Source organism: uncultured Nostoc sp., assembly GCF_937863485.1.
Taxonomy (GTDB): Bacteria; Cyanobacteriota; Cyanobacteriia; order Cyanobacteriales; family Nostocaceae; genus Nostoc.
Genome location: NZ_CALMFY010000131.1, coordinates 14,808 through 35,027, shown reverse-complemented (window position 1 = coordinate 35,027; position 20,220 = coordinate 14,808). Strand labels below are relative to the sequence as shown.

20 protein-coding genes and 1 pseudogene are annotated in these 20,220 nt (G+C 42.9%); 15 read left to right on the top strand and 6 right to left on the bottom strand.

All coding sequences use genetic code 11. The features are described from left to right. The first annotated feature begins 84 nt into the window (after positions 1-84). A complete protein-coding gene (locus Q0541_RS17515; protein ID WP_298912585.1) occupies positions 85-888 on the top strand; it encodes an SDR family NAD(P)-dependent oxidoreductase in 804 nt (267 codons plus the stop codon). On the opposite strand, the gene Q0541_RS17510 is transcribed toward Q0541_RS17515, so the two are convergent. Further along, a complete protein-coding gene (locus tag Q0541_RS17510; protein ID WP_298912580.1) occupies positions 874-1,149 on the bottom strand; it encodes a hypothetical protein in 276 nt (91 codons plus the stop codon). The two genes, Q0541_RS17515 and Q0541_RS17510, sit on opposite strands and share 15 nt — an antisense overlap. A gap of 15 nt (positions 1,150-1,164) precedes the next feature. Here Q0541_RS17510 and Q0541_RS17505 point away from each other — a divergent pair, with 15 nt between their 5' ends. The 4 genes from Q0541_RS17505 to Q0541_RS17490 all read left to right on the top strand — a co-directional run bounded on the left by Q0541_RS17505 (position 1,165) and on the right by Q0541_RS17490 (position 3,792). After that, the gene (locus Q0541_RS17505; protein WP_298912577.1) at positions 1,165-1,905 is read left to right on the top strand and encodes an MBL fold metallo-hydrolase; all 741 of its coding nucleotides are present in this window, start codon (positions 1,165-1,167) and stop codon (positions 1,903-1,905) included. Positions 1,906-1,991: 86 nt separating this feature from the next. Next, positions 1,992-2,144, top strand: coding sequence for a hypothetical protein (locus Q0541_RS17500; RefSeq protein WP_298912574.1), 153 nt, complete (start codon positions 1,992-1,994; stop codon positions 2,142-2,144). An 89-nt stretch (positions 2,145-2,233) separates the two neighbouring features. Next, positions 2,234-3,421: a zinc-dependent alcohol dehydrogenase gene (locus Q0541_RS17495; protein ID WP_298912571.1), complete on the top strand. Its 1,188-nt coding sequence runs from the start codon at positions 2,234-2,236 to the stop codon at positions 3,419-3,421. A 158-nt stretch (positions 3,422-3,579) separates the two neighbouring features. Beyond that, positions 3,580-3,792 (top strand): hypothetical protein, encoded by a 213-nt coding sequence (locus Q0541_RS17490; RefSeq protein ID WP_298912568.1) that lies wholly within the window; start codon positions 3,580-3,582, stop codon positions 3,790-3,792. Between the two features lie 72 nt (positions 3,793-3,864). On the opposite strand, the gene Q0541_RS17485 is transcribed toward Q0541_RS17490, so the two are convergent. The 3 genes from Q0541_RS17485 to Q0541_RS17475 all read right to left on the bottom strand — a co-directional run bounded on the left by Q0541_RS17485 (position 3,865) and on the right by Q0541_RS17475 (position 8,387). After that, positions 3,865-5,286, bottom strand: a complete 1,422-nt coding sequence (locus Q0541_RS17485) for a pyridoxal-dependent decarboxylase (protein WP_298912565.1) — start codon at positions 5,284-5,286, stop codon at positions 3,865-3,867. Positions 5,287-6,137: 851 nt separating this feature from the next. Then, a complete protein-coding gene (locus Q0541_RS17480; RefSeq protein ID WP_298912562.1) occupies positions 6,138-7,601 on the bottom strand; it encodes an FAD-binding protein in 1,464 nt (487 codons plus the stop codon). 513 nt (positions 7,602-8,114) lie between these two features. Next, a complete protein-coding gene (locus Q0541_RS17475; RefSeq protein WP_298912559.1) occupies positions 8,115-8,387 on the bottom strand; it encodes a hypothetical protein in 273 nt (90 codons plus the stop codon). A gap of 504 nt (positions 8,388-8,891) precedes the next feature. Here Q0541_RS17475 and Q0541_RS17470 point away from each other — a divergent pair. The 8 genes from Q0541_RS17470 (at position 8,892) to Q0541_RS17435 (ending at position 17,921) form a co-directional block, all read left to right on the top strand. After that, positions 8,892-9,578, top strand: a complete 687-nt coding sequence (locus tag Q0541_RS17470) for a glutathione S-transferase (RefSeq protein WP_298912556.1) — start codon at positions 8,892-8,894, stop codon at positions 9,576-9,578. Between the two features lie 128 nt (positions 9,579-9,706). Next, the gene (locus Q0541_RS17465) at positions 9,707-10,312 is read left to right on the top strand and encodes a CDP-alcohol phosphatidyltransferase family protein (RefSeq protein WP_298912553.1); all 606 of its coding nucleotides are present in this window, start codon (positions 9,707-9,709) and stop codon (positions 10,310-10,312) included. A gap of 293 nt (positions 10,313-10,605) precedes the next feature. Continuing rightward, complete coding sequence (locus Q0541_RS17460) at positions 10,606-11,235, top strand: hypothetical protein (RefSeq protein ID WP_298912552.1); 630 nt, start codon at positions 10,606-10,608, stop codon at positions 11,233-11,235. A 348-nt stretch (positions 11,236-11,583) separates the two neighbouring features. Continuing rightward, positions 11,584-12,297, top strand: a complete 714-nt coding sequence (locus Q0541_RS17455; RefSeq protein WP_298912550.1) for a 2OG-Fe(II) oxygenase — start codon at positions 11,584-11,586, stop codon at positions 12,295-12,297. 134 nt (positions 12,298-12,431) lie between these two features. Beyond that, positions 12,432-13,187 (top strand): phosphocholine cytidylyltransferase family protein, encoded by a 756-nt coding sequence (locus tag Q0541_RS17450; RefSeq protein WP_298912548.1) that lies wholly within the window; start codon positions 12,432-12,434, stop codon positions 13,185-13,187. A 219-nt stretch (positions 13,188-13,406) separates the two neighbouring features. Beyond that, positions 13,407-15,062, top strand: coding sequence for a phosphoenolpyruvate mutase (gene aepX / locus Q0541_RS17445; RefSeq protein ID WP_298912544.1), 1,656 nt, complete (start codon positions 13,407-13,409; stop codon positions 15,060-15,062). A gap of 568 nt (positions 15,063-15,630) precedes the next feature. Next, complete coding sequence (aepY, locus tag Q0541_RS17440; protein ID WP_298912540.1) at positions 15,631-16,797, top strand: phosphonopyruvate decarboxylase; 1,167 nt, start codon at positions 15,631-15,633, stop codon at positions 16,795-16,797. 44 nt (positions 16,798-16,841) lie between these two features. Then, positions 16,842-17,921, top strand: coding sequence for a 2-aminoethylphosphonate aminotransferase (locus Q0541_RS17435; RefSeq protein WP_298912537.1), 1,080 nt, complete (start codon positions 16,842-16,844; stop codon positions 17,919-17,921). Between the two features lie 252 nt (positions 17,922-18,173). Here the strand turns inward: Q0541_RS17435 and Q0541_RS17430 are convergent, their stop codons facing one another. Both Q0541_RS17430 and Q0541_RS17425 read right to left on the bottom strand, forming a co-directional pair. After that, the gene (locus tag Q0541_RS17430; RefSeq protein WP_298912534.1) at positions 18,174-18,629 is read right to left on the bottom strand and encodes a cupin domain-containing protein; all 456 of its coding nucleotides are present in this window, start codon (positions 18,627-18,629) and stop codon (positions 18,174-18,176) included. A gap of 359 nt (positions 18,630-18,988) precedes the next feature. Further along, on the bottom strand, positions 18,989-19,753 hold the full coding sequence (locus tag Q0541_RS17425) for an isochorismatase family cysteine hydrolase (RefSeq protein WP_298912531.1): 765 nt from the start codon (positions 19,751-19,753) through the stop codon (positions 18,989-18,991). Between the two features lie 81 nt (positions 19,754-19,834). Here Q0541_RS17425 and Q0541_RS17420 point away from each other — a divergent pair, with 81 nt between their 5' ends. Both Q0541_RS17420 and Q0541_RS17415 read left to right on the top strand, forming a co-directional pair. After that, positions 19,835-19,981: a hypothetical protein gene (locus Q0541_RS17420; RefSeq protein ID WP_298912752.1), complete on the top strand. Its 147-nt coding sequence runs from the start codon at positions 19,835-19,837 to the stop codon at positions 19,979-19,981. Positions 19,982-20,016: 35 nt separating this feature from the next. After that, a pseudogene (locus tag Q0541_RS17415) lies at positions 20,017-20,214 on the top strand (Na+ dependent nucleoside transporter N-terminal domain-containing protein); the annotation flags it as partial. Positions 20,215-20,220 lie beyond the last annotated feature (6 nt).

Here is a 20,220-nt window from a genome sequence, read left to right as displayed (position 1 = left end):
CACGCAGACGGTCTGGTAGTGAGATAGAAGCTTGCCAAGACTTACGAGCGTGGAGCAGTTATATAGGAGTTTGAACAAACGGTTATGAACAGTTCTTTGACCCGACCGCTTGCTGTCGTGACGGGTGCCTCAAACGGTATTGGCTACGAACTTGCCAAACAGTTTGCCCAAAACGGCTTTGATCTTCTAGTCACAGCCACCGGATCGAGTATCAATGAAGCTGCTCAAGCTTTCAAGGATCTAGGTGCTCAGGTTGAGACGGTGCAGGCTGATCTGGCTACCTATGATGGTGTTGAGACGCTCTACAATCAGATTAAAGCGACTGGCCGACCAGTGGATGCGATCGCCATCAACGCGGGTGTCGGTGTTAGCGGCGACTTCGCTCGTGAAACCGACCTGAAGGAAGAACTCAATCTGATTAATTTGAACGTTGTGTCCTCTGTCCATCTTGCCAAATTAGTTGTAAAGGATATGGTTGAGCTTGGCAAGGGTCGAATCCTTTTCACATCGTCGATCGTCGCCCTGATGCCTGGCCCGTTTGAGACAGTCTACGCTGCCTCAAAGGCGTTTGTGCATTCTTTTTCAGAGGGGCTACGCAGCGAGTTGAAGGATACGGGCGTGACTGTCACCGCGCTTATGCCTGGACCCACCGATACCAACTTCTTCCAGCGTGCGGATATGGACGACACCAAGGTAGGCGCAGATCAAAAGGACGATCCAGCTGAGGTCGCCAAGCAGGGTTTCGATGCCTTGATGGCAGGTAAGCATGAGATCATCGCAGGTTCACTGAAGACGAAGATTCTGGGCACAGTGAGCAAGGTCTTACCTGATACCGTAAGTGCTGAACTGCATCGCAAGCTCACTGAGCCGGGATCAGGCAACGAGTAATTTACACGTAATCAATCGAATATGCTCAGTTGGCACTGTTTTGAAATAGAGGGCGTTGGCGCAGCCCGTCGTAGGCATCGCTTGGGCTAACAGCATCAGCGAAGTTAATCGTGCAGTCGGCAATCTCACACATTTAGGCTGGTTCTGAGGAATCAGAGTCGTAACGGAGGATTCATGCAAATTCATCATCTCAATTGCGGCTGCATGTGCCCGATTGGTGGGGCTTTCTTCGATGGCTTCAGTCGGGGCCCAACGGCTCACCTCGTCTGCCACTGTTTGCTTGTCGAGACAGAGCAGGGACTTGTTCTGATTGATACTGGTTTCGGACTGCGCGATATCAAGTCCCCTTACTCCCGCCTCAGTCCGTTCTTCATTCATTTCAATGGCATCCAGTTTGATAAAAAATATACCGCACTTGAGCAAGTTGAGCGGCTGGGATTTTCCGCACGAGATGTGCGTCATATTGTGCTTACTCACCTCGATTTCGATCATGCTGGTGGTCTAGAAGATTTCCCGGAAGCAACTGTGCATGTAATGCAGACAGAGATTGAAACCGCGCAGGATCGGCGCGGCTTCATCGCCAAAAGGCGCTATCGTCCAGAACAGTGGGACGAGGTTAAGCACTGGAAGTATTATTCGGCGGGAGGCGAACCTTGGTTCGGCTTTGAAGCAGTACGTGACCTCGACGGACTACCGCCTGAGATTCTCTTTATCCCGCTTGTTGGTCACACGCGGGGTCATGCTGGTATCGCCATTGATACACCAGAGGGTTGGCTTCTACATGCAGGCGACGCCTACTTTTATCGGCACGAGATGGATTCATCCAAAAGACGCTGTACGCCAGGTTTGCGTGCTTACCAGTGGATGATGGAGGTGGATCGCCAGGCTCGGTTGTTCAATCAAGATCGGCTACACGCGTTATCGAGCGATCGCAATAAGGGCGTGCGCCTGTTCTGTAGTCACGATGCTGTCGAGTTCAAAGCGTTCGCTGACCAATTTAGCGGATCTCAAAACTAGAAATTTGATCATTATGTCCGAAGCAAAACTGATTCATGCTGCTGACCTTTCAGGCAAATCCTAGCCTTATTTAGGAAATATTACTCATGGTTATTCAGTTACAGAAGTTGCCCACAGATGACGTTACTGCAAACCAGTTGCATCGTCAGGCTAAATACCAAAAAGGAAAAGACCTGCGTCAGAAGCCCTATACGCTATTCCGCATCCGCATTGACGCTCAACCAGTTCTACTGCGGTGAACCCGGCTTCACCGAAAGGTAATTGACAAAAGTCCTGGTAGATGCATTTCACTATTAACAAACAACTTAACTTCAGGAAATTTCAACATATGAAAGCAGTTTGCTGGCAAGGTACCCATAATGTGCAGGTCGAAACCGTACCCGATCCCAAAATTATTAATCCGCGTGATGCTATTGTTAAAATCACGTCAACGGCGATTTGTGGTTCTGATTTACATCTTTATGACGGCTACAATCCTACAATGCAAAAGGGCGACATCCTGGGTCATGAATTCATGGGAGAAGTCGTTGAGTTGGGGAGGGCTGTCAAGAATGTAAAAATAGGCGATCGCGTTGTTGTCCCCTTTACTATTTCCTGCGGATCATGTTTCTTCTGCAATCGAGATTTATGGTCGCTGTGCGATAACTCCAATCCCAACGCTTGGATGGCAGAAAAAATGCTGGGTCATTCCCCATCGGGTCTTTTCGGCTACTCTCATTTGACAGGTGGCTACGCAGGAGGTCAAGCTGAATATGCCCGCGTTCCCTTTGCCGATGTTGGTTTGTTCAAAATTCCAGATGGGCTGACAGACGAACAGGTTTTGTTTCTGACTGATATCTACCCCACCGGATACATGGCTGCGGAGAACTGTGACATCCAGCCTGGAGATACGGTGGCGATCTGGGGCTGTGGCCCAGTAGGGCAATTTGCGATTAGAAGCGCCTTTCTTCTAGGTGCAGAGCGGGTGATTGCAATTGATCGCGTTCCCGAACGCCTCCAGATGGCAAAAGAAGGTGGGGCAGAAATCCTCAACTATGAAGAAGTCGAGGTGGGTGAAGCCCTGAAAGAAATGACGGGTGGGCGTGGCCCCGACTCGGTAATGGATGCGGTGGGCATGGAAGCTCACGGTTTGGGTTTGGAAGGCTTTTATGACAAGGCCAAGCAAGCAGTACGTCTAGAGACTGATCGCCCCAATGTGCTGCGTCAAGCGATCGTTGCCTGTCGCAAAGGCGGCACTGTGTCCGTTCCCGGTGTTTACACTGGTTTTGTAGACAAGATTCCTATGGGGGCTTTCATGAATAAAGGCTTGACGATGAAAACGGGACAAACACACGTTCATCGGTACTTGCGTCCGTTGCTCGATCACGTTCAAAATGGCGATATCGATCCATCGTTCGTGATTACCCATCGTCTGCCGCTAGATCAAGCAGCGCACGGCTACCAAATTTTCAAGGACAAGCAGGACAACTGTATCAAGATTGTACTCAAGCCTGGTGAGTCCACCGAAACCTTGTAAGGTAAATACGGAAAATTTCTGAAAAACAAGCACGTTAATGCTGTATTCCGTGCTTGTCTTCTACACGCTAGCAGCCAACAGACAAGCTGCACGCTCAACGTATACTTAATGGTTTATAGGACTGATATTTGATTTTTGAAATATACGTAGGGTGCGTTATGCCAAAGGCTAACGCACCACCTCTGATTCTAGGTGCCGTACTCAAGGGCGATAACACAACGCCAGTCCGCTCAAGTCGGGAAACCATGCACGGCAGTTCCTCCTGGGGGAAACCCCCATCGCCCTTGGCGTCTCCCTTTGGGAGAAGACCGGACTGCCGACGCTCCTACGTCGCTAACGCTGCGCTAACACCAGACGGCTGGCTCCCCTAATATATACTTAGATTTTTTCACGCAATCAAATCGGATTGCTACAGCTGTTGAGCGTATGTGGCCAAAAATGAGTTAATGATTTTCTATATTCTCAGCAGTTTCACAAATTAATTGCCAAGCGTGCTGTACGTGTATTTTATCTGTGGTTGCTTGTCCAATTGACATTCTTAAAGTTAATTTTTGCTCAAGCTTAGTGGAAGTAAGATAGATTTTACCCGAAGAGTTGATATTGTTAATGATTTCTTGGTTAATTGCATTACCCAATTTATGGCGAAAACATACCAAATTTAACGGGGGATTTACAACCAGTTCAAAACTAGGATGAGATTTTACACATTCAGCAAATTGTTGTGCTAAAGCAATATGCTTGCGAATATAATGCTGTAAGCCTTCTATACCATAGTGCCGAATTACAAACCACAGTTTAAGACTTCTAAATCTACGTCCTAAAGAAATCTGCCAATCTCGATAGTCAATAACTTTACCAGACGTGCTAGCTTGATTTTTGAGAAATTCAGGCATGATAGATAATGCATGAATTAGTTTGGCTCGGTCTTTCACATAAAAACAGGTACAATCAAAATTAGTTAGCATCCATTTGTGAGGATTAAAACAATAGCTGTCTGCTAGTTCTAATCCTTGATGAATCCACCGATACTCAGGACATATAGCTGCTGTACCGCTCATTGCGCCATCAACATGGAGCCAAATGTTATGTATTTGAGCGATCGCACCTATTTCTGTTAATGGATCTATGGCATGAGATGAGGTTGTCCCCACAGTAGCAGCAATATAAAAAGGGATTAACCCAGATTCAATATCTGAAATAATCTGCTGTTGTAGTAATTCTGGACGCATTCTATAATCAGCATCAACCTCAATTAAACGGAGATTGTCTCGCTTAATTCCCGCTACAATGGCAGCTTTCTCAATTGAAGAGTGTGCTTGAATAGAAGTGTAGACAACCAGTTGATTAATATCTGCTTTTAACTGTTCTCTAGCTGCTATCAAAGCTACTAAAGAAGCACTACTGGCTGAGTCTTGAATTACTCCTCCTCCTGTGGTCGAAGATTTAAACTGCGAGGGAAGTTCCAACATATCTACCAACCAATCTAAAACATGAGTTTCTAACTCAGTGCAAGCTGGAGAAGTTGCCCACAACATCCCCTGAACTCCAAGTCCCGCACTGACTAATTCTCCTAAAATTGATGGTGCAGAAATACCTGTAGGAAAGAAAGCAAAAAAGTTTGGAGACTGCCAATTAGTCAATCCTGGTACGATGATTTCATCTAAATCTTGTAAAATGTCTGCAAAAGACTCTCCTTTTACCGGGGCTGTTTCTGGTAGTTTGGCTCTAATGTCTCCAGGTTCTACTTGAGATAAAACAGGCAGTTGCTCTACTGTTTCTAAATAATTAGCTATCCAATCAATAGTTTTATATCCCCAATGACGAAATTCATCTGAGGACATATGGTATTCTTGATTGTTTTCCATATTTTTATCCTGGATAAAAAATTTTATTTAATACCAATTCAATTAATGATTGCAACACATCCTTGAGTGAAGACGCGATTCATCGCGTCTCTACAAATGGTCTATTTGTCGCATTCTTTTTTTAAATTGGTATAACACTACATATTTTATATGTTATCTGAAGCTTTAATATTTATTTTTCTGTATCAAGCCCAGTGAAAAAAAGGAGAGTAGCAATACTCTCCTAACGTAATATGAGGGAAAATTTTCAGCTTAGTGATCAAGCCTCGCAATCCGTTCACACAATCCACGAGCCTATGCGTTGTCAGAAAATCATCCCTTAATAGTCATTGTCAGCCACACAAATTCCTTTACATTTAATACCGTTCGTAGCTGTGCGCTGGCAATGAGAACATAAAACTTTTTCGTTTTCTGTTTCTTGATTGATATTTATATTAGTGCTTACAGTAAAAAAGTCTTTTTCGGTCTGGATTTTTACAGTCATAAGGATGGAGGGATTTTTTGCGGTTGACATTTTACAAGTCAGTTAGAATCTCAATCTGGTTTGGAGCAAAGCCTTGTCTCCATGTCACTAGCAGCAAGCTTTGCTACTTCTAGACCGTCGTGCATGGTGTAGGTCATGGCTGTATCTCTTAGCAAGGCATACTAATTTATTATTTCACTTCTATTGCAATTCTCGTTTGGATGCAACACATGGTAGGGGCACAGCATTGCTGTGCCCTTACGAGTGGTCTGTAGTCTGTATTCCATGCAATTGAGAACCACTATATTGCTCCTCACTAAGACTGAGTATCTCAGCTAAAAATATACAAGCGTTCGCGTTCAGCGTCTCATATAGAGAAAAGTTTGGGCTAACAGTTTGCAAAAATGCCCTGACTTGGCGTTAGTAAATTATCTGGATCGTAACGTCGCTTTGCACTTACCAAATTTCCCCAAACCGGACGAAAATGCTGCTGCCAATCATGATGGGAGAAGGACAGGGTGTTTACAGGATATTGATAACCACCCAAATCACGATTTTTCTCAAAGAGTCTACGATTATCATTGAGCATTTTTGTAATTACAGAATCATCTGGTGGTACTACTGTTCGCAATAGGGCAAACAGAAACACAACCTTTTGGTTCGGAACCCGGAAATTGGGTAGCCCGAAGCGTTTAGTTTTAACTGGATACAGCAGAATTGGCCCTTGACCAGTGTCAGCTAGGGTTAAGGTGGCAGCGACTTCACCAACAAAACTGTTAACTGCACTACTGGGTACAAACAGATTTAACCAAGGATGAGGATTTGACCAAACACCAATAGATTTGAAAAGGGCAACTGTAGGAGCTAAACGGTTGAGAAAATCAAAGTAAGTTTTATCCTCTATTTGTTCTGTACCGCGAGTATAGTTTAACCCCGCAAGTAACAAACTGTTATTAGGTATGCTTGGAGGACTGTAAAAGCTAGCCACTTCTAGCAGATAACGCCATCCACCAGCATTATTAGAAACTAACTGACCTTCTACATAGTTGAAGCGCTGATCATTTATGATTTCGCATTGGTCACGAGTAAAGCTAGCCAAATCGTCATAATACAACTGAAATACACGGGCATTGGTAGTGGCGGGAATTAGCTTAACAGTTGCCTGTACAATAATTCCACATTGACCTAGCCCTGCTAGTACTGCTGTAAATAGATTGCGATTGTACAACAGTGAGCAAGTTTCGAGATCACCAGTACCAGTTATCACCTTCAGTTCTAAAACATTGTCAACTTGCACACCATAGCGATGAGTTGCACCGCCAATACCCCCCACTGATAAAGTACCGCCGATAGAAAGCTCGATGTAATCAGTGAGAACGGGCGGTGTTAATCCCATAGCAAGCGTTTGTTGCAATAACTGACTCCATACCACTCCAGCATCAACAATTGCTCGGTCTGTACCAATGAAATGAATCTTGTTGAGCGGACTTAAATCAATGACGATGCCTGCTTCTACTTGTGACTGACCGTAGGTAGAGTGACCCTGACCGCGTGGGGCAACCTTGAGCTTGTGAGTCCGAGCAAATTGAATAACTTGAATAATATCCTCTATTGAGCCTGGTTTAAGTACTGCTATCGGTTGACGATGCACGATATTACCAAAGTCAATACTGGCATCAGCAAGTGTCATATTATCGGTGTAAAGCACTCCATCTAAGGAAGGTAAACTTTCAAAAACAGATGTGGCACTGGCAGATGTTACCCAGGAACGAGTAGTTAAATCAAACCCGATAACAATTGCACTGGTAATCAAACCTTGTAAAACTGAGCGATGTGAAGTGTTTTGTCCCATAATTTTAAATTTATAATATAATTAATTACTATTTGTAAGTAAATACACTGATTTTTTAGCGTTTACTTAGCTCAACTTGAATTCATATTCAGTGAAAAGTGTGATTTTATAGTTCAGTATAAAAATCAAAATTTATACAATTGCTTTGTAAAAAATACGGTAAAAGACTGTTAAGGTTATTACTGAGGAAAAATCGCTTTTAGAAAATACAAGCGAGTTGCACGTAAGAAGCGATCGCTCTCCCTAGCAGCAACTTTTCTTTCGCCAATTTGTCGCCGCGAATTAACCCCCCACTTCTAATCCCTCCCCCGTATCCTACCCCAAACAAAAAACCTTTTGGCTGGATGCTTAGGGTGATGAGGCGATCGCTACAAGCAAAACTTCTTCAATTCCTCATACAGCTGCACAAATTATACTGATGGGGTGAGGAGCGATCGCCGTCCACACTAGAATTAGCGAATCAACTAACTGATCAATAAAGCATTTCTGGACAATCTCGAAAACGCAGCGCAACTAAGATACTTTTGGTTGCTGCCATAGGATAAGTTTCAATTCAGGGCAGTTGCAAGCCCCATTACTAATTTCTCCTTCGTGGTCAGCTATCCAATCATAAATTTGCGTAGCTTTTGCTAATGCCACTCTTTCTGAACGATAAAGCCGAGGGGTAGGGCAGTAAGCTTGGCCATTGATGTGTATAGCTGCAATCTGCCAATAATCGCTGTCTTCACCCTCTGGTATAACTTCTAAAAACCCGTTACTGTAAGGCTCGATTATTCCTATATTCATCTACAACCATCAAACTTTAAAACAAAGGCCACAACAAAGCTGATACCAGCCAATTCTTCTGAGTCAAAGCTGGAATCACCAGGGATTGCTATTGCATTCCCTGCTAATGATTGTGGGTTCGTAGTCAATGAAAATCTGAATTATTGGTCACTTTTTGGTTTGATTCCGTTATTGGCAGCAATAATGGCAAGAGGAATAGGCACAAACTAGGCTAAATTACTCCTCGGTCACCTAATTTTGGATTTTGGATTTTGAATTTTAGATTCTGGAATTAACCTCTCCTTATAAAGAAGACGCTTGTAATGATGATTTTTTGTTTTTATCTCCGTGAACGGAAAGGCTTGTAACATGAGTTAGATTTTAGATTTTAATTCCATTATCCAAACATCGTAAATCTAAAATTGTCTCGGTCACGTTTCTAAAGCTGCCTTTGGTGCGATCACCACAAGACTCAAGACAAACCAGCAGATAGATGAAGAGTGGGGGAACTGATGATACGTTGAGATGAGCAAAAGCTCCTATCAATCCCATTATCAAAAAGTAGCAATTATGATCGTTGTCCATCATCTCAACAACTCGCGATCGCAGCGCGTGCTATGGCTACTTGAAGAATTAGGTATCGAATACGAGATTAAGTTCTACGAACGCGACCAGAAAACGATGCTGGCACCAACATCGCTGCGTGAAATCCATCCGCTCGGCAAGTCACCAGTGATCACAGATGCAGACCTCACTGTTGCAGAGTCGGGCGCTATCATCGAATATATACTGGATCGCTACGGCAATGGTCGGCTAATCCCGCCATCTGGTACGCCAGAGCGTCTGCGCTATACGTATTGGCTGCATTACGCCGAAGGCTCTGCAATGCCACCTCTGGTGATGAACCTCGTCTTCAATAATTTTGGTATAGGAGACAGCAGCGTAAACGACGAATTTATCGCACCCCAGATCAAGCTTCACTTTGACTACATAGAAGGTGAACTTAATAAGAGTACATGGTTTGTAGGCGAAGAATTTACTGCCGCCGATATCCAAATGAGCTTTCCTCTGGAAATAGTCGCTATGCAAGCCGAACTCATCTCAAGCCGACCAAAGATTAAGCAATTTACTGAGCGCATCCATGCACGACCTGCTTACGAACGCGCCCTTGAACGTGGAGGTAAATACGACTTCGCTAAAAGCATTCAATAATTCACTCAACTAAGAACCGCTACATCCTAAAACTACCAGTTATTAAACAAAAATCTGTATCTCTAGCTAGATGTGGTAATCGTAAATGTTATATGTATTCAAAGACCATATCAAATTCAAGTTCATCTATGATTACCAAGCCTTGGGATGCTCAACTTGCTTACTGGCTAGTTAAACCTCTAAAAGACAGTTGGGTAAACCCTAATCATCTCACCACAGTGCGACTTGTGACAGGGTTGGCAGCTGCCGTAGCGATCGCAGTTGGCGATGCCATCTGGGCTAATATTGGGGCAGGGCTGTTTGCTTTATCCAACTTTCTAGATCACACGGACGGTGAATTAGCTCGTTTGAGTGGGAAAAGCAGCAAATGGGGACATCAGTATGATCTCGCTAGTGACGCCATCATCCACATTCTTTTGTTTGTATGTATTGGATATGGTCTTAAGGAGGGAAAATTTGGTTGGTGGGCGTTACTAATGGGGATAGTATCTGGTGTATCTGTTGCTTGCATATTTCATTTGCGAAACCAAATGGAACAGCGTTTAGGTAAAGACGCCAGCCGTCAACCAAATTTTGCCGGGTTTGACATTGAAGACGTGCTGTATTTGTTTCCCATAGTTACCTTACTGCATGGACTAGAGCCGTTACTAATGGCAGCTACAATTGGGGCACCAACTTTTGCTATATGGGTAATTTGGCAATTTTGGGCACTCCCGCAGCCGGAATCAAACTAGTATAACGGGGCATGGGGCAGAAAGCTAATAAAACAGGCTTTTTAGCTTTCTTGAATGCATAATCAAATTTTGCGATCGCACTTGCTAACTTACAGTTTTTAATATTAAAAAAATAAGTATCGCCTGATTACTTATTTTTGCAGATTTTACCTGCTGCTTTCTTCCCAAATTCTCTTGAATAACTCGTTAGTGGTTGATTGTAAAAGTGCGATCGCACTCCTAAACTTAGTACTTACTTGCAAAGTGTCATTTCAACATGATACTATGATTTTTTTCCTAAAAGTTTTATCATTATGCCCAAATCAATATTTCAACATCTGGTCGATAGTGTGAACAAAGATTATGAGGATACCTATGCATATGTAGGTAGAAATTTTGATTTTATCCGCGAACTGATTGATAAAATCGCTTTACATATTGAATGTAGTCCAGGAAAAGATATATATATTGTTGATGAAAAAGGCTCTAAAATTGCTCCTTATAATTTTATTCAAGATGCTATTATTGTAGATAATGAATGTTTTTTTAGTTTTAAATTAGTGATTTCTGCACCCAATATAGGTTTTAATATTAGTAGTTGTGGTAAAAGCTTTTTTAATAAAAATTTAGTGCCACCTTCAGGAATTGCTATGTATATCTCTATTAAACAAGAGGATGATATTTTTATTGTTATAGCACCATCGATAAAAGAAGAAAAAGTAGTTACTGAAACTTTTAAAATATATTCTGATAATCCTTTATGGACTGACTTACTTGAATCGGTTACTCAAGTAATAATAAACTTTTCAAAAAAAGACCTTAGATATAGAATTAATCAGTTATTTGAAAAATCATCTCAACAATTAAAACCAAAAGGTTTTAATGTAACCCCTGACATAAAGATTATTAACACGTCAGTAACCCCAGACAATAACGATGTGTAGTTGCGATGTTTTCTAAAAAACTTTTTGTAAAAAGAAGAAATTATGTTGAGTTTAAAAGTGCGATCGCATTTATTAAACATGTTAGCAAGTTTAGAGTGAAATTATAATCAGCGTAAAGAATGAAGGATAGAGTTACACTCCTCAGATAAGTAAAACGAATCCATGCAGCCTGAAAACCCCTTGATAGAGTAAGCAAGCGGCTTTTTCATATATAAGCAGAGATTATGATATGTGTAATAGCAAATATCAAGCAAAGACGCAAATGTTAAGGTTGTGGGTATTGTGGGACAATTTGTTGAGTGAATGGTATGTTTATTTTTGCAATCTTGTATTAGTATCAAATTATCAATGGAGCTTCAAACTGAAATTGATAAAGCTATAGCAGCTGTTGATTACCAGAAATTTCAAGCTGAGTTTCAGGCTCAAAATGAATTTTTGGTGGTTGAAAACTTTCTCCCTAACTCCATCATCGAGAAGTTTTTGGCGCTTTTGCCATCTTTGCAACCTGCTATAAATCGCAACTATATTCCCAATCATAAAAAGGGCGGTAGTATCAGCCGCTATAGTTTAGACAGCCTTGCTCCGATTTTCGGAGAGTTTTATCAACTCAATGTTTTTTTTGAGTTCCTCAACAAAATTACGGCAGAAAAACTACTTCCCTGTCCTAATGCTGATCCCCATACTTACGCGCTGTACTATTACACTGAGCCTGGAGACCATATTCAGTATCATTACGATACCTCTTACTATCGCGGGAAACGCTATACAGTGTTGCTTGGTTTAGTTGATAATTCATCCAGTAAGCTGGAATATCAACTTTACAAGGATATTCCTGAACGGGAGACACAAACGCGATCGCTCTCCTTAACCCCTGGTACTATAGTCTTATTCAATGGTGACAAACTTTACCACAGAGTTACTCCTTTGGGTGAAAATGAACAGCGCATTGTCTTAACTTTGGAGTACGTCACCGACACCAACATGGGTATGTTAAAACGTTTTGTCTCGAATATGAAAGATGCGATCGCCTATTTTGGTTTTCGCCAGGTGTTTCGCAATTGAGGCGGTACAGAGTTAATCTTTCTTCCATGTTAAGAATTAATTAACAAATATTGTCTTGAGCAAAAAACAGTCATTATAAAATACGGGAAAATTTCCAGATTTTCTGGTGTTATAGCTTTGTTGGTGACTTGACAATGAAGGCAATTATATTAGCTGCTGGCGTTGGACGACGCTTAGGTAAAGATGGGCAAATCCAACCCAAATGCTTACTGAAATTTAACGGCAAATCTCTATTAGAGCGCCATTTGAACTATCTCCGTCATTACCAGATTGACGAAGTAGTGATTGCTGTGGGTTACCAAGCAGAAAGAATTCAGGAGGAAATCAAAGCATTGGGAGCCGAAAATTGGGTCAGTACAGTTTATAATCCTGACTACACTAAAGGTAGTGTAATCAGCCTTTGGACTGTTCGTCAGCATCTAGTCGCTGGCGATGACATATTATTAATGGATGCAGATGTTTTGTACGATCGCCGCATCATCGAACGACTGGTAAAGACAAATATCCCCGACTGCTTTTTACTGGATCGAGATTTTGAACCGGGAGATGAACCCGTGAAGCTTTGCGTCAGAGATAATTATCTAGTGGAGTTTCGTAAACAAATAGCTCCTGGTTTGGCTTATGATTTTGCCGGCGAGTCAGTGGGATTCTTTCGTTTTGGAAGTATTACTGCTCACCGGATTGCTACTCACACAGAACAATATGTTGCTGACGGACGACATGATGAGCCTTATGAAGAAGTAATTCGGGATCTACTATTAGAAACTCCCGAAAAATTTGGCTACGAAGACATCACTGGTTTACCTTGGCTCGAAATCGATTTTCCCCAGGATATTCAACGTGCCCAAAATGATATTTTACCTCAGATAGAAGTTGTAGAGAATGTCTGAAAATATTTTAATTTGTAGCAGTTATCGTACCCTGCGGGAAGCCGCTACGCGTCTATGGATGTATTAAAGTCTGACCTTACTTCCATTCCTCTCTCCTAAAAGGAGAGAGGCTTTGAGGTTTACTCCCCAACGCTAGCTCTTAAGGGGCTGTTCTTGTTAGGTCTGTATTCCATGCAATTGAGAACCGCTATATTATATAGGTTGAAAAAAGCAGAATAGATGCATCAAATATTTGCACCCATTGTCAACGCTGCCAAATTAAGTAAGTGTGCCCAGCTACGGGTATTATTAGAATCGCCTCAACTCGACTTCATCATGGAAGCTCACAATGGGATTAGCGCCCGCATTGTGGAAGAGGCTGGATTTAAAGGAATTTGGGCGAGTGGATTAGCCCTTTCGGCTCAATATGGCGTTCGAGATAATAATGAAGCCAGTTGGACTCAAGTTGTGGAAATGCTGGAGTTCATGTCTGATGTTACCAGCATCCCTATTTTGTTAGACGGGGATACTGGTTATGGCAACTTTAATAATATGCGTCGGCTGGTTAAGAAGTTAGAACAGCGGGGTATTGCTGGAGTCTGTATTGAAGATAAGCTTTTTCCCAAAACCAATAGTTTCATCAATGGAAGTCGCCAAGCTTTGGCTGATATTGATGAATTCTCCGGCAAAATTAAGGCAGGTAAGGATAGTCAGACAGATCCAGATTTTTGCATCGTCGCCCGACTCGAAGCTTTGATTGCCGGGTGGGATCTTTCAGAGGCAATGCGCCGAGCTGAAGCTTACCACGCCGCAGGAGCCAACGCCATCCTGATTCACAGTAAATCATCGCGTCCTGATCAAGTGCTAGCCTTTGCCAAAGAGTGGGCGGGTCGTTCCCCGTTAGTAATTATACCGACTAAATATTACAGTACTCCCACCGATGTCTTTCGCAAAGCTGAAGTGAATTTGGTCATCTGGGCAAATCATCTGATTCGAGCTGCTGTTGCAAGTATGCAAGCGATCGCTCGTGAAGTCAAAGCCAGCGAAACTTTAATCAACATTGAAGATGAGATTGCGCCTGTAAAAGAAATTTTCCGGCTACAGGGGGCGGATGAACTCATAGAAGCTGAAAAACGCTACTTTAACAATGGACGCCACGATACCCAAGCGATCGTTTTGGCTGCTAGCAGAGGCCAAGAATTAGCAGCATTGACGCAAGATAAACCGAAAGTGATGTTACCCCTTGGAGGTAAACCCCTACTCAGGTTGTTGGTGGACAAATTTAAGAAACTTGCCATCAACGATATTACTGTTGTCGCGGGTTACAAAGCAGAAACTATTAATGTTCCGGGGACTAAAGTCATCCGCAACCCAGATTATGAAACAACGGGAGAATTAGCATCCTTAGCCGTAGCTCAAACCAACTTCAGCGACGAGATGCTGGTGCTTTACGGCGATTTACTATTTAGAAGCTACATCCTGCGGGATTTATTAGAATGTCCCGGAGAAATTGTGGCTGTGGTTGATTCTGTGGCGAACAGCAAGTCTGTTAGCGGTTCACCTGACTACGCTTATTGCTCAATTCCAGACGATCTTTCTCTCTTTGGACAGGATGTCAACCTGTTGGACATTTCTAAAACAACACAAACGCAATTGGGGAAATCTAGCGGACGCTGGATTGGGATGCTGCGTCTGCGGAGTCAAGGTAGACAGTGGCTGAGTGAAGCACTCGATGAATTACAAAAACGACCGGAATTCAACAGTTTGGGTTTGCCAGAATTATGCAATTATTTAATTGAGCAAGGAAAACCAATCAAGGTGCTTTATATTCGCGGTAACTGGTTAGATGTTAATTCTTTGGATGATCTTGACCTTGCTTTTCAATTAAAGCAATAGGGGAGACGCGATTAATCGCGTCTGTACAGGAGTTAGGAGTAGAGACGCGATTAATCGCGTCTGTACAAGAGTTCTAAGCTTGACGCTTTGTATTGTGAGGTTAAAATTTTGAGTTTTGAAGTTGAGGTTTCGAGTTCTGAGGTCGAAGTTCCGAGCTAAAAGGTCGGAACTCCGAGTTAAAAGGTCGGAACTCCGAGTTAAAAGGTCAAACTTCCGAGCTAAAAGGTTGAACTTCCGAGTTCAAAGGTCGGAGTTCCAAGTTCAAAGGTCGAACTTCCGAGTTCAAAGGTCAGAGTTCCGATTTCAAAGGTCGAAGTTCCGAGTTGACTTTAATGATACAAATACGTTGGTAGGAAACATTACTACTTTGGTGTCAACTTAAGCCCAAACCCCATTAAAACCTCGTTTCCAGCCAGAGGCTGGAAATGCCCTTCATTGCGGCTCTGCCGCAAATCTTGAGGCAAAGCCTCCCATTAGGCATTCCCAGTCAGATACTTCTTTTCAAGACGACTCCCCACTCCCGATCTCAATCGTCTAAATACCTGAAAATTACTGTAAATTTTTAATTATGATTCAGGCAGAGGAATTTGTAGAAGCTTCGCGTAATCTTGGCTTTGGCTGGTACACTGGCGTACCCTGTTCTTTTCTCACGCCTTTTATTAACTACGTCATCAATGACGTTCAACTTAGATATATCTCCGCAGCCAATGAGGGAGATGCTGTAGCGATCGCAGCGGGAGCAGCAATTGCTGGTAAACCAGCGGTGGTGATGATGCAAAACTCTGGTTTGGGAAATGCTGTTAACCCGCTAACGTCCCTCACTTATATCTTTCGGATTCCACTGCTGCTGATTTGTACCTTGCGAGGCGATCGCCTGTTGCAAGATGAACCACAACATCAATTAATGGGGCAAATCACAGATAAATTACTGCAAACAATGACTATACCTTGGGAATTTTTTCCCACAAACGCAGCAGAAATAGAACCCGTTCTGCAAAGAGCCACAGCCTACATGAGACAAGAGCGCTGTCCTTATGCTCTAATTATGCGTAAAGGAGCGATCGCCCCCCATGCACTCACCCGTTCTTCTATCCCCGAACGAGAAAATAGTAGTAGCGCTCATATTCAGCAAAGCTTTTTTCGGGATCACAAAGAACAACGCGTTTCTCGCAGCGAAGCCTTGGCTCGGATTGTTGAACTTACCGATCCAGAAAACACTGTAGTAATTGCCACCACCGGATACACTGGACGGGAACTCTTCGCCAGCAAAGACAGCGCCAATCATCTTTATATGGTCGGGTCGATGGGCTGCGCTTCCTCAATGGGATTGGGGCTATCCTTAGCACGTCCAGACCTGAAGGTAGTAGTAATTGATGGCGATGGAGCAGCACTAATGCGAATGGGTAATTTTGCTACCATCGGCACTTATGGCGGTGCTAATTTAATCCATATTCTCTTAGATAATGAAGTCCATGATTCCACAGGCGCACAAGCTACCGTCTCTGCGGGTATCTCCTTTGCCAAGATTGCCGAAGGGTGCGGTTATGGCGTTACATTAGCCGGAGATGACCCAGCGCTTTTAGATGCCTTATTTACCGCAGATACCAACATTAGACCGAAATTCGCGCATCTGAAAATCCGTCCCGGAACTTTAGAAAAGCTACCTCGACCCAACCTCACCCCGGAAGCAGTTTTGCAACGCTTCATGAAACATATTGGTTCAGACTGGCAATAAAATTCTAACTCCTGTACAGACGCGATTAATCGCGTCTCTTTGTAATGATTTTACTAAATCCCGGCCCCGTAAATTTGAGCGATCGCGTCAGAAACGCCCTGTTGCGTCCCGATTTGTGTCATCGTGAAGTAGAATTTTCCCAACTTCAAAGCAAAATCCGCGAACAATTACTTCAAGTTTATGGTCTTGAAAGCGATCGCTGGGCAGCAGTTCTCCTCACAGGTTCTGGTACCGCAGCGATGGAAGCTATGATCAGCAGTCTAGTCCCCAAAGACGGGAAATTGCTGGTGATTGAAAACGGTGTATATGGCGAACGACTATCCAAAATCGCCAAAATCCACAGCATTGATTACATAACACTTTCCCATGCTTGGGATGCCGAAATAGATATCAACGGTTTAGTCAAACTTTTAAATGAAAACGCCGATATCACCCATCTTGCTGTTGTCCATCACGAAACTACTACCGGTCGCCTAAATAATTTGGTGGAACTTGCGTTAATTTGTCAAGAACGCCATATTCAATTACTAGTGGATGGTGTCAGCAGTTTTGGTGGCGAGGAACTGAATTTTGCAGATTGGGGAATCACCGCTTGCGCTGCAACAGCCAATAAATGTCTGCATGGTGTCCCCGGAACCTCCTTTGTCATCCTGCGACGAGATGCACTGCCGTCAGTAGCCACAATCCCCCGCACCTTATATTTAGATTTAGGAACCTATTGCCAGCAGCAAGACCGAGGCGGCACACCTTTTACGCAATCAGTACAGACATTTTATGCCTTAACGGAAGCTTTGCAAGAAATGGCAGAAGCAGGGGGTTGGAGTGCCAGACACAGCCATTACAACCAACTTGCTAGCTTAGTTAGAGACGGGTTAGCCTCAATCGGAATTAAACCCCTACTTCCTCTTGGCAGTTCATCCGTTGTCTTGAATGCCTACTATTTGCCAGAGGGTTTCAGCTATGAGGAATTTCACGACCAACTCAAAGCACGAGACTATATAATTTATTCTGGACAGGGAAATTTAGCTCAATCTATTTTCCGAGTCTCGACAATGGGAGCGATAACCCACGCTGACATGGAACGCTTTGTTACTGTTGTTAAACAAATTATTAATAACTCGTAATTAACGTGAGTTCGATTCTCTCGTTCCCATGCTCTGCATGGGAATGGCTAATTAGAGGCTCTGCCTCCAATTAGACATGGAGTCAGAGCCTCAATGAATGCATTCCCATGTGGAACATGGGAACGGGGCATAGGAGGAATAAGCGTTTTTTCTTGCCCTGCTTAAGAACTACTCAAGAACTGCTTGCTGGACAGATAAATTTCTTAACCGAGCAGTAGTGGGGGTGTAATGACTTACGAAATCCGAATTATTTTAACAGGGCATCAAAGCATCTAATCTCCCCAGTACTGCCATATCTTCTGCATCTAACTCCGTCGGAATACCACTGCGAATCAATTCCGAAAAGTTTTCATTAGGAACCATAACAGTCAACGTGTACAAGCGAGTAGAACCAGTATTTTTAATTAAATGAGTCCCAGTGGGAGGCACCAATAAACTATCTCCAGCTTTGATCGTGGTAGTCTTGCCGTCACACATGGCGATCGCTTCCCCTTTGAGGACGAAAAACAATTCCACCGCCCACTGATGGCGATTTGGCGGTGTTTGTCCACCAACATCAAAAATTTCAATGCAGCAAGTTAAGGAAATATTAGCATTTGTCGAATCGAAGATAATTGCTAATCGATTAGAGTCGTTGGGACTGATGCGATATACCTGGTAATCTTTGGTAGATTTGATAACCGGAATTACACAACGAGTAGCATTCATTTATTTATCCCCTCGGAAGTGATTGTTGGGTATGAAAATTCCTAAAATCCAAGTCCTGAATATTGAGTTGTTTAAGTTGTATGTCTAAATCACCCAATTTTAGATTTTAGATTTCAAATTTTGGATTTTGGGATTAAATAATTCAAAAGCGTTCGCCTAAGCGCTCACGCCGTACTCCTACGGGGATCTTGCTACGCGTAGCGTTCCGCAGGAAAGTCCAAAATTTAAAAAGTTTGAGTTCAAGCTAATTTAAACGCAAGAACAAATCTAAAATCTCAAATTATTGAGCAAATAAAGAGCATTCATACATGAAATCAATCTCAAATCTCAAATCTCAAATCGAATTACTCCTCACTCTTTTACAGCGCTGTTAAAATTGCTTGCGAGTCAGTGACAAAACCGAAGCATTGTTTGACATTATACAATGTCGCCAGCCAACAATATTCAGGAGAAGTAGTAGCGGTACAGTCTTTAACTAACACACAGTCATATCCTAAAAAGTTGGCATCACATAAGGTCATTAGCACACATTGATCAGCATTAACACCAGCAAAAAATAGTGTTGTCCTTCCCAGATTCCGCAAGATACTATCTAAGGGCGTATCCCAAAAACCACTCATGCGGTATTTATCCACACGAATATCTTCCGGAATCTGTTCTAGTTCGTCTACTATTGCCGCTGCCCAACTACCTGCCATGAGTACTCTAGCACCATTGCTTGGCAGTGGATCGCCCAATCCCACACCTCCCCCTGTGGGATTATAGACGTGACGCGAACCAGCACTAATATTGAGCAAGTCGGGACGATTCCCCCAATTTACCCAAATGACTGGAACACCAGCCTCACGAAGTTCTGGAAGTAAGTTGTTTAAAGGTTCAATAGGCTGACGCGCTGGAGTTACATCCACACCAATATGCGCTAACCAGCCATCAGGGTGACAGAAGTCGTTTTGCATATCAATGACGAGGATAGCAGCTTTTGCCAAGTCTAAATGCAGGGTTTTAGTTTCTGTTGATAAAATAACGGGTTGTGGGGTCTTTTGAGGACGAGTAATATCTGCGATCGCATCATTTACTGTCCACGCATTTGGTGGAACTCCCAATGTCCGAAAAGGCAAATTCATAAGATTGCAATAGAGAATACCATTTTCTATCTTGTAACTTGAAATTTAGTTGAGAAGACGATTACTTAATCAAGGTTAAATATGCTAAATTTTACCATCCATAATGTTTTGATTGCCGTCAGTGATGATTATGCAACGGTAGATGTACAGGTTGTAGATGGTAAAATCGCTGCCATTGCCCCCAATCTACAAGTAATCGGCACTGGCATAGATATGTATGCTTTGTGACCAAGTGCCTCTGGGAAATGTATCGCGGAGTCAATATGGAACGCGCCATTTCTGCGTTGGGAATTTTAGTTTTTATCGGTATATCCTACGCCTTCTCTGTTAATCGTCGTGCAGTGTGTTGGCGAGTGGCGTGGGGTTTGGGATTAGAGTTTGCATTGGCGCTAGTGATTCTTAAAACTCCTTGGGGTTTGAATGTGTTTAAATCTCTAGGAAATATTGTCAGCCAATTTTTAGGATGA